Origin of the sequence: Psychrobacter sp. PL19 (genome assembly GCF_017875835.1) — a bacterium.
Lineage (GTDB): Bacteria > Pseudomonadota > Gammaproteobacteria > Pseudomonadales > Moraxellaceae > Psychrobacter.
Genome location: NZ_JAGING010000001.1, coordinates 1,359,918 through 1,375,274, shown reverse-complemented (window position 1 = coordinate 1,375,274; position 15,357 = coordinate 1,359,918). Strand labels below are relative to the sequence as shown.

The 15,357-nt window shown below is 43.1% G+C and carries 14 protein-coding genes; 8 read left to right on the top strand and 6 right to left on the bottom strand.

The genetic code is table 11. The annotated features are described in order from the left end of the window. Positions 1 to 69: 69 nt before the first annotated feature. Positions 70 to 792 (bottom strand): MotA/TolQ/ExbB proton channel family protein, encoded by a 723-nt coding sequence (locus tag H4W00_RS05620; protein WP_209956618.1) that lies wholly within the window; start codon positions 790 to 792, stop codon positions 70 to 72. A 107-nt stretch (positions 793 to 899) separates the two neighbouring features. Then, on the bottom strand, positions 900 to 1,931 hold the full coding sequence (locus tag H4W00_RS05615) for an energy transducer TonB (protein ID WP_209956617.1): 1,032 nt from the start codon (positions 1,929 to 1,931) through the stop codon (positions 900 to 902). Positions 1,932 to 2,664: 733 nt separating this feature from the next. Between H4W00_RS05615 and H4W00_RS05610 the strand changes: the two genes are divergently transcribed. After that, a complete protein-coding gene (locus tag H4W00_RS05610; protein ID WP_209956616.1) occupies positions 2,665 to 4,071 on the top strand; it encodes a uracil-xanthine permease family protein in 1,407 nt (468 codons plus the stop codon). Positions 4,072 to 4,201: 130 nt separating this feature from the next. On the opposite strand, the gene H4W00_RS05605 is transcribed toward H4W00_RS05610, so the two are convergent. Continuing rightward, a complete protein-coding gene (locus H4W00_RS05605) occupies positions 4,202 to 4,876 on the bottom strand; it encodes a TetR/AcrR family transcriptional regulator (protein WP_209956615.1) in 675 nt (224 codons plus the stop codon). Between the two features lie 403 nt (positions 4,877 to 5,279). On the opposite strand from H4W00_RS05605, the gene uraD reads away from it, so the two are divergent. From uraD to H4W00_RS05570, 7 genes are all read left to right on the top strand, one after another. Beyond that, entirely contained in the window at positions 5,280 to 5,801 is a 522-nt protein-coding gene (gene uraD / locus H4W00_RS05600) for a 2-oxo-4-hydroxy-4-carboxy-5-ureidoimidazoline decarboxylase (protein ID WP_209956614.1), read from the top strand. 142 nt (positions 5,802 to 5,943) lie between these two features. After that, positions 5,944 to 6,312, top strand: a complete 369-nt coding sequence (gene uraH, locus H4W00_RS05595) for a hydroxyisourate hydrolase (RefSeq protein ID WP_209956613.1) — start codon at positions 5,944 to 5,946, stop codon at positions 6,310 to 6,312. Positions 6,313 to 6,528: 216 nt separating this feature from the next. Beyond that, the gene (locus H4W00_RS05590; protein WP_209956612.1) at positions 6,529 to 7,818 is read left to right on the top strand and encodes a urate hydroxylase PuuD; all 1,290 of its coding nucleotides are present in this window, start codon (positions 6,529 to 6,531) and stop codon (positions 7,816 to 7,818) included. Between the two features lie 172 nt (positions 7,819 to 7,990). Next, on the top strand, positions 7,991 to 9,484 hold the full coding sequence (locus tag H4W00_RS05585) for an NCS1 family nucleobase:cation symporter-1 (RefSeq protein ID WP_334684884.1): 1,494 nt from the start codon (positions 7,991 to 7,993) through the stop codon (positions 9,482 to 9,484). 292 nt (positions 9,485 to 9,776) lie between these two features. After that, a complete protein-coding gene (gene puuE / locus H4W00_RS05580; protein WP_209956610.1) occupies positions 9,777 to 10,757 on the top strand; it encodes an allantoinase PuuE in 981 nt (326 codons plus the stop codon). 276 nt (positions 10,758 to 11,033) lie between these two features. Further along, on the top strand, positions 11,034 to 11,576 hold the full coding sequence (locus tag H4W00_RS05575) for an ureidoglycolate lyase (RefSeq protein ID WP_209956609.1): 543 nt from the start codon (positions 11,034 to 11,036) through the stop codon (positions 11,574 to 11,576). A 299-nt stretch (positions 11,577 to 11,875) separates the two neighbouring features. Then, positions 11,876 to 12,712: a bifunctional allantoicase/(S)-ureidoglycine aminohydrolase gene (locus H4W00_RS05570; protein WP_209956608.1), complete on the top strand. Its 837-nt coding sequence runs from the start codon at positions 11,876 to 11,878 to the stop codon at positions 12,710 to 12,712. Between the two features lie 177 nt (positions 12,713 to 12,889). On the opposite strand, the gene H4W00_RS05565 is transcribed toward H4W00_RS05570, so the two are convergent. From H4W00_RS05565 to H4W00_RS05555, 3 genes are all read right to left on the bottom strand, one after another. After that, positions 12,890 to 13,633, bottom strand: a complete 744-nt coding sequence (locus H4W00_RS05565) for an amino acid ABC transporter ATP-binding protein (RefSeq protein ID WP_209956607.1) — start codon at positions 13,631 to 13,633, stop codon at positions 12,890 to 12,892. A 90-nt stretch (positions 13,634 to 13,723) separates the two neighbouring features. Next, entirely contained in the window at positions 13,724 to 14,446 is a 723-nt protein-coding gene (locus H4W00_RS05560) for an amino acid ABC transporter permease (RefSeq protein WP_442966434.1), read from the bottom strand. Further along, positions 14,446 to 15,276, bottom strand: a complete 831-nt coding sequence (locus H4W00_RS05555) for an amino acid ABC transporter substrate-binding protein (RefSeq protein ID WP_209956606.1) — start codon at positions 15,274 to 15,276, stop codon at positions 14,446 to 14,448. The genes H4W00_RS05560 and H4W00_RS05555 overlap by 1 nt, the downstream gene beginning before the upstream one ends. Between the last annotated feature and the right edge of the window lie 81 nt (positions 15,277 to 15,357).

Genomic DNA, 15,357 nt, shown 5'->3' with positions numbered 1-15,357 from the left:
AATAGACAGTCGTCGTAACCTATTAACAAACAACTAATTTAGCCTTTTTTTGGCTCTTCTATACTTGATTTATAAACCAGAAGTAGAGGTGCTCTGCTGGTAAATATCTGGTTTGTCAGCACCAGTATTACTATTACTATTACTATTACTATGGGCACTTTTATTGTCATAACTGGTAGCAGTCGTGTGGGTCTGTGCATCTATAGCATGTGGTTCAAATGAATTCTTTGCAGTGATTAAAGCCGCAGATTGCTCTAATAAGTCATGCGCTCTGTCATTAGCATGGTACATAATCTGTCGATTGATACGTACTACAACGTTATAAAAAACCACAGCTGGGATGGCCACTGCAATACCCAGTCCCGTCATGATCAGCGCTTCACCAACGGGTCCTGCCACTTGTCCCAGTCCTGCTTGACCACTGATACCAATATTATGTAGCGCATGAAAGATACCCCACACTGTTCCAAACAATCCAATAAATGGCGAAATTGCCGCAGTGGTGCCTAGGATAGGTAGCCCGCGTTCACTAGCAAAGCGATAGCGGCCAATATGCTTTAATAACGTTTGCTCAGTAATTAAACGACGAGTAGCCGCATCAGAATCAGTCAGCACAGGGTGTTTGACTTGCACTTGCCGACTTAAATCATCCGCAACGCCGGCCGCTAGTTTGCGACTTTGTAGGACGCGAATAATACCCGTCATCCAAGAAACTATAGATAAGGCCAGTAGTATAAAAAACAGGCTTTTAGTCACCATGTCGCTATATTGCCAGTAGCTTATAAAGTCCATTTCAGACTCCTTAATATTTTATGCAATCATATAAACCCGCTGCGACTGGCGCATCTGGTTTATATGAAAAGATTATGGTTAGCGGTTCTTTCATAGCAGATTGATTTTTAAGGTACGGCATAACTGATTGGCAAGGTGACATTGCCCACCACTGGCACATCATTTTTCATAAATGGTCTGAATTTACCAGAACGTACTTGCCGCTGTGCCTCTCTGTCTAGAGTCGCATTACCAGAAGATTGCGCCAAACGCACACTATCAATGCTACCTTGCTTGTTGACTTGTAACATCAAGACCAGGTTAAAGGTATCTCCTGATTTGGTACCGCGCTTGGCACGATCAGGAAAATTAAAGTTGGGTTTAGCTGTCCAATTGGCATTGCTGGCATTAAAGCTGACGGGCGTATTACTTGCAGCTGCAGCCGCTTTGGCAGTAGCGGCGGCTTTGGCATCACTAGCAGTTTTTGCGCGCGCAGCGGCTTGCGATGCTTCTTTTGCAGCGTTAACTTGTTGCACAGCTTTAGCATCGGCTATCTGTTGGGCATCATCACGAAGCACTTTAGCATTCGCTGCTGCCTGAGCGTCTCGCATGATTTTGGCATGGGCTTCTTGGGCGGATTTTTCAGCCTGTGCTGCCAACATTTTACCTTCATTAATAGCGGTTAAACTGTCTGCTTGAGCGGTTGTCATTGAGTTTTGTTGTATGTATTGGCTAAAAGGCTCATTTTTTGCAACGTTAGAGGTATTGGCCTGGGTCTCCAGCTTAGGCGTTATATTTTTTTGCTCTGATTTGACTGATGCTTTGACCACTGGTTTAGTAGCCGTCACAGGCTTGGAGGTTTTGGCTGTTTTAGGAATCGATTTTGCTTTAGATTTTAAGACAGCAGCAGGTTTTGACAGTGGCTTAAGCGCTTTTGTAGGCTTAACAGCATCGGTCGTAATTTCTGACCCTTCAGTCTCAACAGCAAGGGTAACCAATTGTATTTCTATAGCTGGTTCAGCTTTAGCTGGCTGTATGACAGGCGTCAACGGTCTGATGAACACTAATGCCATCGCTGTGAGCACATGTAATGCAACCACGGTGCCAACGACAATTAGTATCAATTTAAGTGACGGCGCGTTAAAACTCGTTGAACCCATAACACCCTAACAATTGGCTGGAATCGAAGTGGCCTAATAATAATACAAACGATAACGATTATCAATAATAAATAAAGACTTATTGTTTCCAACAGTTATTATGCCTTTTACTTAGGGCGTGCTTATTTATGAATGTTCAACACGCCCTAGCCTATTATAAAATAAATTCGACAGTATGATACCGCTATAAAAGCTACTGGCTAGTAGTAATAATTAAGGTGTAAAGTCAGTTTTTTTATCTCATTTTGGTCATTGAATAATCCTTATTGCTTAACTTATTTTTCTTATCATACCTATTATTTTGCGCCTATTAGTTATTGACTGATTGAGTAGACAGTCATATTGACTTTGATATGCCTCATTGATTCAGATTATGTGAATGTAGGTAACCTTTAATTTTTTACGCTTCTGTACTGTTAAGTAATTTTATTTCGCTAATCAAAGCAAAATAACCTCAAAAAAATGTTGCAATAGTTGCCACTTTCACTATACCCTAGGGAATAGCTGACTAAGTAGTCAAGTTTTAATCTGCGATGATTGATAAAAAGAATTAATATTAATCGATTGTTTTTAGTGATCAGCACAAGGACAAGTGCGTATCTGTATTGGATGGATAGATAATACGGCAGGCTAAATATTAAAACGGAACTTAATATTTACCTGCCTATTCACCTCGTTATCTACGATTCCTAGCACAGATAAGACTTAGAAATTACTCTAGGAGGAAGTCATCATGAGTGAAAACACTCAAGGAAACCCTGATTTATTATATGGACTGAACGACCGTCCTGCCCCTGCAAAAGCATTCTTAGGGGCAATTCAGCACGTACTCGCCGCTTTTGTCGGCATCATTACCCCCTCATTAATCATTGGCGGTGCTTTAGGCTTAGGGGAACATATTCCCTACCTCATCAGCATGTCTTTGATGGTATCTGGGGTAGCGACCTTCATTCAAACCCGTAAAGTTGGTCCAGTGGGATCCGGCCTTATGGCACTCCAAGGAACCAGCTTTGGGTTCTTAGCTGCCGTACTTGCCGCAGGTTTTGTGGTAAAAAATAAAGGTGGTAGCCCAGAAGAAATTCTCTCTGTCATCTTTGGGGTCTCGTTTCTCGGGGCATTCATTGAGATATTCTTAAGTCAGTTCATTACTAAGCTCAAATCCTTGATGAGCCCTATCGTTACTGGTTGCGTCATTGTCACCATCGGTCTGTCATTGACCAAAACCGGTCTGACCGATTTGGCAGGCGGCGTTGGTGCTGAGAACTTCGGTAGTATGGAAAACCTATTACTAGGTGGTGGAGTGCTGGTGAGTGTGGTGCTGATCAGTATCATCAATAACAAGGTAATTCGCTCTAGTGCCATCTTTATTGGTCTGATGCTGGGTTTAATTGCCGCCATGTTTATGGGACGTGTTGACTTCTCATTAGTCTCTGAAGCCCCTGTATTTACAGTGCCAATCCCTTTTAAATTTGGCTTTGGTTTTGATTGGCAAGCTTTTATTCCTATCGCCTTTATGTATGTTATTACCAGTATTGAGACTTCAGGTGACTTAACTGCGACTTCAATGATCTCAGGAGAACCGATCAAAGGGCCTGTATACGAAAAACGCATTAAAGGCGGTGTCTTAGGGGATGGTGTCAACTCATTGATTGCCAGTATCTTTAACACCTTCCCAGTAACCACCTTTAGCCAGAACAACGGCGTGATCCAAATGACCGGTATCGCCAGTCGCTATGTCGGCCTTTATGTGGCTGCTATCATATTCACCATGGGTCTGTTCCCTATCCTTGGGGCTATCTTTACTCAGTTACCTAAACCGGTTGTTGGCGGTGTGACGCTATTGATGTTTGCAACGGTAGCGACCGCTGGTATCCGTATTCTATCCACGGTGAACTTTACCCATCGTAATATTTTGATTATTGCGACCACGCTAGGTCTGTCAATGGGTATTGCCTTTGTCCCTGATGTACTAGCACAAACGCCGCAGCTGTTCCGTAATATCTTTGGCTCAGCCGTAACCATGGCAGGTGTGGTCGCTATTACGCTTGATATGATTTTGCCGAAGAATTATGGTGCTGAATATGATACGCCAGAGCAAAATGCGGAAGAAGGCGTAGTACTGATCAAAAAAGCGTCTTAAGCTGATTTGAGAAGGGTAAATCAAAAAAAAGCCCGTTCAGGCTTATTAGGTTTCGTTATGGCCAATATCGTAAGCTCAATATAATAAGTATATTGAGCTTAACGGGCGGTCTTAGTGGTTCAGACTATTATTACTCGAGTCCACAACCCCGTAAAATAAAGGGTACTAAGAAGTCAGCAGCACGGGCTTCATCATGCTCATCATAAGCGTCTTTTTCCATGAGTCCGATAATTTCAGTCTCAAACTCCGCATAACGCTGGGTCGTCGCCCAAATCAAAATTAGCAACTGTAATGGATCAGCGATTCCTATCTTACCTTGCTCATGCCAGGTCTTCATAACATGGGCCTTATCGATCGCCCAGTCTTTCATCGTTGTTGACATAAAGTCATGTAAGTGAGGCGCACCGCCAATGATCTCGACTGCAAATAGTTTATGGCGATTAGGATGAGCAAAAGCTTGATGTAGCTTAGTACGGACGAATTTTTCAATAACTGTCTTGGGATCGCTGTCCACGGTCATGGTGATTAAACCTTCGTTCCACTCTTGAATAATAGAACGCAGCACTACCTTATATAGATTCTTTTTGTTTTTAAAGTAGTAATGCACGTTAGCTTTGGGCAGTCCGGCGCGATCAGCAATACCCTGCATAGTAGCGCCGCGATAGCTTTGCAGCACAAACTCTTCTTCAGCAGCCGCTAAAATAAGCGCCTGATTATGGGCTCGAATATCGGGTTGAGTGCGATGAATTATTAATTCATCACTGGACAAATCAATTTTTTTCTTATTTTGAATTATAGCAGTCATAATTTAAGCCATTGGCAAGTTTAATAAAAATACGCTAATTTCCAGCTATAGTCTGCTCATTATAAAACCATTACATTTTTATCGACGCAAACTTATGCATGGTATGGCTTGCGCTCGAATTTACTGTATAAGCATTAGGTTGATCTGACTATAAAAATTGTAATAAATAATTCTTTTTATGGAACATAGCACGACAAATGAAAATATTTTGTATAAAATAGTTGACCATATGGTCAGGTTTTAGCACAATAGACAATATAAACCAAATACAATTTAATTAACATCACTTTAACACATCATTTGTTCAGCCAACAACTGGCAGACTAAACCACACGGATATTGTTAGAAGGTCATTGCCTGATAGGCTAATTAGGCTTTCATACCAAAAGAAAAGGATGTCATCATGAGCTTAACGTTACCGCAATTTAACGAACTTTCCGCAGCGGATGCAGCCTCACAATTATTAACCTGTTGCACCAGTAGCAATTGGGCACATAAGCTGGCTAACACACGCCCCATCAAAGATCTTGATGGCTTATTAGCCAAAAGCGATGGCATCTGGGAACAAGTGCAAACCAACGATATCGATTTGTTGGAAGCATTTGACGGTCATCCACAAATTGGTAATGTGGATTCTCTAAAAGAGAAGTACCGCAATACTCAAGACAACGCTGCCCATGAGCAATCAGGTGCGAATGATGCCGAAGACCAAGTGTTAGAAGCGCTAGCACAAGGCAATCAAGATTATCTCGATAAATTTGGCTTTATCTTCATTGTCTTTGCCACCGGTAAAAGCGCACAGCAAATGCTGGATTTATTACTTGCACGTTTGCCCAATAATCGTGCAACTGAGTTTGCCAATGCAGCAACTGAGCAAAATAAAATTACTCGTTTACGTTTGAATAAACTGTTCGGTAACGCCTAGCTGTTTGGCAACAATTAGATACTGTAGTTGAGGTAGAGTCAATAAGATTACCACAGTGACTTTATCCTACCGTTCCTACATTGCAAGAGAATTACCATTTATTATTAATTTTAGCCACTTTATATCATACAAAGGAAGCCTTATGTCCGCCACCTTATCGTCACATATTCTAGATACTCACCTTGGCAAGCCTGCCGCTAATATCGCTGTCACCCTACATCGTGTTCAAAGCGGCGGTGAAGCAACCTTATTAGCCAATGGTGCCACCAACAATGATGGCCGCGTCACACCTGATAGCTGGCAGTTCGATGCCGCTGTCGCTGATTCTGAATGTAATTTAAGCGTCGGTCGCTATACTTTAACCTTTGATACTCAGTCTTATTTTGACGCTCAGCAACTGACCGCTTTTTATCCGCAAGTTGTGATTGACTTTGTGGTGGGCGATACCAGTCATTATCATGTGCCGCTATTATTAAGCGCCCATGGCTATGGCACCTATCGTGGATCATGATTTCACAGTTCCCGTTTCATAGCTCCATATCAAACTAAAAAAGTGTTTTAAATCCTAAGTAGCAGACCGTTAAACCCGCTATTTAAGACCGAAAATATAACGCTGGTATCACTATCTTGTACCTCCATTTTATACGACAGTCTTGTATAACAACGAAGGTGAGCAAAAGTCGTTACGAGTTAACAAGTCATAGTAATATAAAAGGACATTAACAGCATGGGTGCATATCTTCTCGATTGGTTAGGTTTATTCTTCCGCTGGTTTCACGTCATCGCTGGGGTGGCATGGATTGGCGCCTCATTTTACTTCGTATGGTTAGACATGAGCCTACAGAAGCCGCCAAAATGGAAAGCTGATAAAGGTATTTCAGGCGATCTTTGGGCAGTACATGGTGGTGGTTTCTACGAGATTGCTAAATACAAGCTCGAACCAGAAGAGATGCCAAAAACGCTACATTGGTTCAAATGGGAAGCTTATACTACATGGCTGACCGGTATGGCGATGATGTCCATTGTCTATTACGCCAATGCCACTGCCTACCTGATGGATCCAAGCAAAATTGACTTTGGCAGTAATATCGGTGCCATTTCGACCAGCTTATTGTTCTTATTTGGTAGCTATTTTATTTATGAAGTCATTGTACGCAGCCGTATCGGCAAAAATAAAATGGTTTTTAGTATCACTATCTTTATACTAATAATTATTGCGACATGGGGCTCTTATCAGTTATTTAGCGATCGTGCGTCCTTTATCCACGTCGGTGCCATTTTAGGTACTATCATGGCGGGTAACGTATTCTTTGGTATTATGCCTGCTCAGCGTGCACTAGTAGATTGCGTACGCCGCGGTGTCAAACCGGGTAAAGAAGTGTCAGATTTGGCGCTAATGGCCAGAAACCGCTCAGTGATGAATAATTACTTTACCCTACCACTAATCTTTACCATGATTAGTAATCACTATCCAATGATGTATTCATTTGGAGATGGTCAGGGTTGGTTGGTACTAGTATTCGTGGGTATCATCACCGCAACTGCTCGTCATTACTTTAACCAAAAGCACTTGGGTCATCATCAGCCAAAATACTTAGTGATTCCTGCACTAGCTACGGTACTATTGATTGTCTGGATGCGCCCTGCACCCATTGAGCCGTTGCAAATTTCTCCAGTAGCCGCTGCTGTGCCAGCAAGTCCGACTACCGATGCAACACCACCAGCTGCTGCCGCCGGTAGCACCGCTGCTGCTGCCGTACCCGTTACCGCCTCAGCTGACGACGCTATCATGGGAATTGTACAAGCAAAATGTAGCGTTTGCCATATGGCACAACCAACACAAGCAGGCTTTAATGCGCCGCCAGCAGGCATTATCATACAAACACCTGAAGACATGAAAACTTACAAAGCTAAAATTATTACTGCAGTACAGACTGGCTATATGCCACTAGGTAACATCACTCAGTTAACGGATGAAGAACGTCAGCAACTGGTTGCTTATACCGCAGGCTTATAGTCTTGTAGAACTTATAGTCTTGTAGAACTAAAGCTTTCATCTTTCAGTATTTTTTGTAGCGCCAAGCCGATTATTAATTTAAATTTAATAATAGGCTTGACCAGGTAGTCATATAACGATTAAAGTAAAAGCGTTTCAAAATATGACTATCATCTGCTACAAGGAAGAACGGATGTCTAATAATGCCGAGCGTACACCTAGCCAAACTGTGTACGATCACAGCAAAATCAACCCTGACATCAAGCACTCAAGATTGTACAACGAAGATTTAGCACCACTCAGTCCAGAAGATCGTACTTGGGGCTGGTTTGCTATATTTAACGTTTGGTCCAACGACATTCAAAGTTTATTCGGCTATACCCTCGCCGCCTCGTTATTCTTAAGCTATGGCCTGAGTGGCTGGTGGGTCATGGCAGCCATTATTTGTTCCGGCTTCATTGTAATGGTTATGGTTAACCTGACTGGCAAGCCCAGTGTTAAATACGGTATCCCCTTTCCCGTACTGATACGTGCCAGTCTAGGCATTAATGGCGCCAACCTACCGGCGATCCTACGCGCTATTATTGGAATTTTTTGGTACGGGGTACAGACTTACTTCGCCTCGACCGCAGTCGCTATTTTATTGACTATTATCATGGGCAGCTCGGATGCGACTTTCTTAGGTCTCAACAGTACTGCTTGGATCGCCTTTATTATCGTTTGGCTGTTTCAAATCATGCTGTTTTGGGCGGGTATTGAAACTATTAAGCACTTTTTAAATTGGGCAGGTCCATTAGTATATGTGGTCATGATTATTCTCATGGCGGTGATATGGTATCAATCCGGTGCTGAATTACTACCAGCAATTAACTCTATTTTTAGCAGCAACAATAGTTATGATGGCAATCAAATACAAGCATTTACCGCTATTGTAGGGACCATGGTCGCCTACTTTGCTGCGGTAGTCATCAACTTTGGGGACTTTTCGCGCTTTTTACGGAGTGAACGAGACATGCGCTTGGGCAACCTACTGGGTCTACCTATTAACATGTTATTTTTCTCTTTTATTGCGCTAGTCATCACAGCGGGTACGTTAGTTATATTTGGCGAAGCATTAACCAATCCCTCAGATATCGTTGAGCGAGTGGATTCGCTACCATTAACTATCATTGCTGCGCTGACCTTCTTTGCTGCTACCGTTGGTATTAATATGGTCGCAAACTTTATACCACCCGCTTATGATTTGGCTAACTTATTCCCTAAGCATATTAACTTTCGTATGGGTGGTTTGATTACTGCCGTTATTGCATTTTTTGTGGGCGCATTGTGGTTATCCTTCATCAGTCAGATTGGTATTGTCGGTTTTGTTAATGCAGTTGGTGCCGTAATTGCGCCGTTCTTTGGTATTTTAGTGATTGATTATTATCTTATCAAACGGCAACATATTAGTATGGATGACTTATTCTCTGATCAGCCCGATGGTGCTTACTACTATTATAAAGGTTGGAACATTCGTGGTCTGATTGCCTTTGCGATAGGGTCTATATTCTCTATATCTACGATCTTAGTGCCCGTGCTAACGACACTTGAAGGTTATGGCTTTTTATTAGGAGCCGCATTGGGTGGTATCGTTTATTGGCTGTTGATGCGCCAATTTGCCGTAAAGCCAAATGAAATTTTAGAGTAAAAAAGATCAGTAAAGTACATGGCTTTATCAAAGTCGGCAACCTTAAATTGAGCCTCTTAATCGATCTTTGGTACTCGTTAAAAATCGTGAACACTTAGACCAGTCAGTATGAATTTATCATGCTGACTGGCACTATTCTGACTGACGCTGTTCTGATTGGCGCTATTCTTATTAGCGCTATAGCGACATCTTTATACCCTCGGTTAAGAACGTCAGCAGTACCCATCTAAAAAATTTATTCAATAAGTCTTGAGCATTACTATTGCTCGATTTTCATAAAGGAATGTGTACAATGACCCAAAAAATCACTAGCGACTTTGACCAGGCCGCCTACCCTCGCGACCTAAAAGGCTATGGCGATAACCCACCCAAAGCAAACTGGCCAGGCGGTGCAAAAATCGCCGTCCAGTTCGTACTGAACATTGAAGAAGGCGCAGAAAATAGTGTGCTGCATGGTGATGGCCAATCGGAGCGCTTTTTATCTGACGTGCTAGGTACGCCTGAATTTAACAATCGCCATCAGTCTATCGAGTCTGCCTTTGAATACGGTAGCCGTGTCGGTGTTTGGCGGGTCCTCGATGTCTTTAAAGAATATGGGTTACCAATCACCACCTTTACTTGTGCAGCCGCGGCTGAAAAGACACCGCATATCGTTGAGCGTATTTTAGAAGATGGCCATGAAATAGCGAGCCACGGACTGCGCTGGATTACTTATCAAGATATGTATCGTGAGACTGAACGCGAACATGTCCGTGCTGCCACTAAAATATTTGAGCGGATGCTTGGCGGACAGCCATTAGGTTGGTATACTGGCCGTGACAGTCCTAATACTCGTGAGTTAGTCGCTGAGCAAGGCGGTTATATTTATGACTCCGACTCCTACGCTGATGAGCTCCCCTACTGGCTCGATGTCAAAGTACAAGACGGCAGCAGTATTACTCGCACGCCGCATCTGGTTATACCTTATACCCTTGAAACTAACGACATGCGTTTTGCTTCAAGCCCTGGATTTACCCACGCAGAACCCTTTTATCAATATCTAAAAGACAGCTTTGATACCCTATATGAAGAAGGCGAACATACGCCAAAAATGCTAACTATAGGGCTACACTGCCGAATGATTGGCCGTGCAGGTCGTATCAAAGCGCTCAAGCAATTTTTACAATATATCACCAACAAGCCCGACGTTTGGGTATGCCGCCGCGATGAAATCGCTAAGCATTGGTATGAAAACCATCCAGCCACTGCAGACAACACCTCAGACTGGATGTAATCCTAGACAGTTCACTGCCTCAGTGATCCAATTGCTCAAAAACCACATCTTGTGTCCCTACTTGTTTGGCTCAAATAGGCAAGTATGGGCGACACTTGGTCTGATCGTTTAATAATATCTGCAGTAAACTGCCTAACTGTAACGATCGTGAAGCGCTAGAAAAAGCTCACGAATAAAAAAAAGCAAGACAGTTATTGACCACTGACGGTCTATCACTTAATAAGTTGCTAAAACAACTGAATAAATGACCTTGCTAACTAACCTAAAGGGGAACTTATGACCACCACAATCATTGCCAAGCCTCTAACTAAAGCTGCGTTTGCTCCTTATGGCTCAGTGATTGAGCCTTATGATGATCAAGAAAAATGTCCTGAAAACAGTTGGGATATCAATCGCGGCTACGCCTGTCGTCATAATGCCATCTCAAAAGTTGGTCTAGACGGTGGCGAAGTTGGTTTTAGTATTTTTCGTACTAAAAGACGTGATTGCCCAATTACGCTATCGGTTATGGAATATCATCCGTTTGGCACGCAAGCCTTCTTTTCTATGAATTCCACAGACTATCTAGTCGTTGTGGCCAAAGCTGGCGATGCGCCTAAATCAGCTGACGATTTAGAAGTGTTTTATGCTCATTCGCATCAAGGCGTGCAGTATGACGCTAACGTTTGGCATCATCCGCTACTCGCACTAAACGCTGATTGTGACTTTTTAGTGGTCGATCGCATCAATGGTGAAGGCAATAATTGCCATGAATTCGAGATTGATGATTGGGAAGTTTGCATCGATGTATCTGCTGAGCAGGCTAAAGCTCAGGCTTAGTTGCTATAGTCAGATGATTAATAATTTTGGTAGTGTTCTAAAAAGTATGCTGGCAGCAATTGTCGATACACAAAATAAAAACCATCCAAACCATCCAAACCATCCAAACTACCGGGCTATGTCTAACGTCTCACGATTTTGACAATAGCTTAGCCTTTCAAGCTGCGTTTGATTTAGTGTTTAAAGGGAAATCCCAGCCAAGCGCTTTAAGATAATTACCGAACCTTTGCTCCACGATTCAAACTCAAAGGTTCAGACACAAATTTATCGCGGCACAAAACCACTAAGGAGCATTAACAATGTCTACAAAAAGTACTTATTACGCACCAACTGGCGGCTTGCCTCCGCAAACACAGTTACTCTCCGATCGCGCTATCTTCACCGAAGGTTATGCGATTATTCCCAAACGTGTACTAACCGACATTGTTATTAGCTATTTACCTTTTTGGGAAGGAATGCGGATGTGGGTGCTTGCACGTCCACTTTCAGGTTTCTCTGAAACCTTCTCACAGTATATCGTTGAAGTTGAGCCTAATGGTGGCTCAGAAAAGCCTGAGTTAGATGCAAATGCCGAAGGTGTTATATTCATCGTTGAAGGTGAAATGGACATGACTATTGAAGGTGAGTCGCATCATCTTGAATCGGGTGGTTATGCATTTTTACCACCTGGCTGCAAATGGACACTGAAAAACAATAGCGAAAAGCATGTTAAATTTCATTGGATCCGCAAAGCTTATCAATTTGTAGACGGTATTGATGCGCCCGAAGCCTTTGTTACAAGCGATCACGATGTTGAAGCTATTGAGATGCCGAACACAGGGGGCGTATGGACAACCACTCGATTTACAGAGCAGTCTGATATGCGTCACGACATGCATGTGAATATCGTCACTTTCCAGCCAGGTGGCGTGATTCCATTTGATGAAACTCATGTTATGGAACATGGTTTGTATGTACTAGAAGGCAAAGCCGTCTATCACTTAAACGGTGAATGGGTAGAAGTTGAAGCGGGCGACTTTATGTGGCTGCGTGCATTCTGCCCGCAATCTTGTTACGCTGGCGGACCTGGTCCGTTTAGATACTTACTATATAAAGACGTGAATAGACATATGCCGTTTATTCGCCCAGTACGATAATTAATCTAGAATAATGACCAAAACAATAATAAATAGTATAGAGGCATAATCGTTAATTCGAATAGGTCATTCATTACTTGTAATAAAAAAGCCAGCTAATTGCGATTAGCTGGCTTTTTTAGCAACTACTACGAGAATGCATGGTTCAACTACTACTTTTCAGTTATTGCTGTTAAGTTACTGCTCAATACGCTGTAAGAACGCCTGTGTACGCGGATGGGTTGATAACTCAAACATCTGCTCAGCGCTGCCTTCCTCAACTATGTGCCCATCCTCAATCAGTACCACATGGTCAGCCACATCACGAGCAAAGTTAATCTCATGAGTAACCACCACCATCGTCCAGCCTTCAGATGCCAGCTGCTTCATAGTCGCTAAGACATATTGCACCAACTCGGGATCAAGAGCGGAAGTGGGTTCATCAAACAATAGTAAAGAAGGTTCAATAGCGAGCGCACGGGCAATGCCAATTCGCTGCTGCTGACCGCCAGATAACTGAAAAGGATATAAATCAGCTTTGTCCAACAGGCCCACTTTTTCGAGTAGTGCCAATGCTTGTTTGCGACCTTCTGCTTTACTTCTACCTTGTACCACTACCGGCCCTAAAGTTAAATTCTCAAGAGCGGTCTTATGCGGAAATAAATTATAAGACTGAAATACCATACCTGACTTACGTTGTAACGCTAATAAGGTTTTCTTCTTAGGCTTAGTGACGAAGTCTACTGTTAAGCTGCCATCATCAAAGGCAATGACCCCTTGATCAGGAATTTCGAGCGCATTTAGACAACGTAGAAATGTCGTTTTGCCTGAACCCGATGGCCCAAGTATCACCACCACCTTACCTTTGTGAATGGTCAAATCAATGCCTTTAAGCACTTGGTTGCTGCCAAAGGCTTTGTGAATATTATTGACTTGAATCATAAAAATTCCTGTTACGCATCTCTTAATTGTTGTGCTGGTTTTAACTATAGCGAAGGTATTAATAGCCATACGGTGGGACTGGTAAACAGTTTATTTGGCGACATAGCGATCAAGTCTGGTCTCGAGCCTACCTTGGATAAAGGTTAGGAACAAACAAATACCCCAATATATAACCGCCGCTTCAGTATAAACCAACATAAACTCATAATTACGCGCGGTGATAATTTGCGCCTGCTTAAACAGCTCGGTGACTAGCACTAAGGACGCTAAAGACGTGTCTTTTACCAGACTAATGAAAGTATTGGATAACGGCGGTACCGACACTCTAAGCGCTTGTGGCAAAATCACATGTCTAAAAGTTTGTAGATAAGTCAGCCCAACTGTCGAACCAGCCTCCCACTGTCCTTTTGGAATGGACAAAATGGACGCGCGCACGGTCTCTGACGCATAAGCACCAATATTGAGCGAAAAGGCAATAATTGCTGATGGAAATGGATCGAGCTTAAGTCCTATGCTAGGCAGACCATAAAAGATAATAAACAGCTGCACTAACATCGGTGTGCCGCGAATAGCAGAGACGTAAATGCGCGCAATGCGATAAATAATCTCATGCCACCAGCTAGCGCGTGGCACGATACGAATCAGCGCCACGCTCAAGGCAATACACATACCTATCGCAAATGAAATCAATGCCAACGGTATCGAGTAATAAATACCACCTTTGAGCATCGGCCAAAACGAAGTGATGACAATATGCGCCCGATCAGGGCTCATAAATGGCAATAATGCCAATAGTTCAGCTAACCATGCCATTATTTTTGTTGACTTATATCATCACCAAAGAAGGTATCACTAAGCTTGGCAAGCGTGCCATCAGCTTGCAGCGCAGCCATGGCCTCATCTAATTTTGCTACCACGGCATCATCGCCTTTAAGCAGTACTAAGCCTGAACCACGCTGCTCACTTGGCGGCGCTACCAGTTTAATCTCAAGGCTACTGTCTGGGAACTTTTTAAGATAATCCAACACCGCAAGATTATCGTTCATGGTGAAGTCAGCGCGATCCTGTTTGACCAATTGTATCGCCTGCGCCATCCCATCAACAGGAACGATTTCTGCACCGTAGCGTTCTGCCAACTCACCATAATTGCTACTGAGCGACTGGGCTGAACGCAGACCTTTTAATGCCTCCCATGAGCTATAACGGTTGTCATCGGTTGGTGCAAGCGCGACCGCCCCTGACCAGCTATAGGCGGTCGCTTTATCGTACTTCGCCAAGCGCTCAGGCGTGGTCAAGCTGACTTGGTTGGCTACCATATCAAAGCGCTTCGAATCCAGACCCGCCAGCATGGCATCCCACTGAGTTTCTTTGAAATCAACCGTTACGCCTAATTTATCAGCAACGGCACGCGTCACCTCGACGTCATAACCGGTAAGCTCACCGGACACATCATGATAGGTAAACGGCGGATAAGTGCCTTCGGTACCGACGTTAATAGTACCGCCATTATTGATACGCTGAAGCAAATCTGAGCCACCAGCGGTATTATCAGCATTAGTATTGGCATCGTCAGTATTAGACTGACTACAAGCCGTAAGCAAAAGAGCGCTAACAGCTAGGGTTAACAGGGCGCGACGTTTCATAAGATGTCCTTATTCGAGTGTATCCAGATGAATAATATAAGTCGTTAGCTATAATAAATAGATAACAATAATGTGTAGATA

Excerpts from the sequence above, each read along its gene's own strand:
- H4W00_RS05585 (WP_334684884.1), top strand. The coding sequence starts at position 7,991 with ATGTCTAATAATGCCGAGCGTACACCTAGCCAAACTGTGTACGATCAC.
- H4W00_RS05620 (WP_209956618.1), bottom strand. The coding sequence starts at position 792 with ATGGACTTTATAAGCTACTGGCAATATAGCGACATGGTGACTAAAAGC.
- H4W00_RS05590 (WP_209956612.1), top strand. The coding sequence starts at position 6,529 with ATGGGTGCATATCTTCTCGATTGGTTAGGTTTATTCTTCCGCTGGTTT.
- H4W00_RS05615 (WP_209956617.1), bottom strand. The coding sequence starts at position 1,931 with ATGGGTTCAACGAGTTTTAACGCGCCGTCACTTAAATTGATACTAATT.
- H4W00_RS05610 (WP_209956616.1), top strand. The coding sequence starts at position 2,665 with ATGAGTGAAAACACTCAAGGAAACCCTGATTTATTATATGGACTGAAC.
- uraD (WP_209956614.1), top strand. The coding sequence starts at position 5,280 with ATGAGCTTAACGTTACCGCAATTTAACGAACTTTCCGCAGCGGATGCA.
- H4W00_RS05605 (WP_209956615.1), bottom strand. The coding sequence starts at position 4,876 with ATGACTGCTATAATTCAAAATAAGAAAAAAATTGATTTGTCCAGTGAT.
- uraH (WP_209956613.1), top strand. The coding sequence starts at position 5,944 with ATGTCCGCCACCTTATCGTCACATATTCTAGATACTCACCTTGGCAAG.
- H4W00_RS05560 (WP_442966434.1), bottom strand. The coding sequence starts at position 14,446 with ATGGCATGGTTAGCTGAACTATTGGCATTATTGCCATTTATGAGCCCT.
- puuE (WP_209956610.1), top strand. The coding sequence starts at position 9,777 with ATGACCCAAAAAATCACTAGCGACTTTGACCAGGCCGCCTACCCTCGC.
- H4W00_RS05575 (WP_209956609.1), top strand. The coding sequence starts at position 11,034 with ATGACCACCACAATCATTGCCAAGCCTCTAACTAAAGCTGCGTTTGCT.
- H4W00_RS05565 (WP_209956607.1), bottom strand. The coding sequence starts at position 13,633 with ATGATTCAAGTCAATAATATTCACAAAGCCTTTGGCAGCAACCAAGTG.
- H4W00_RS05570 (WP_209956608.1), top strand. The coding sequence starts at position 11,876 with ATGTCTACAAAAAGTACTTATTACGCACCAACTGGCGGCTTGCCTCCG.
- H4W00_RS05555 (WP_209956606.1), bottom strand. The coding sequence starts at position 15,276 with ATGAAACGTCGCGCCCTGTTAACCCTAGCTGTTAGCGCTCTTTTGCTT.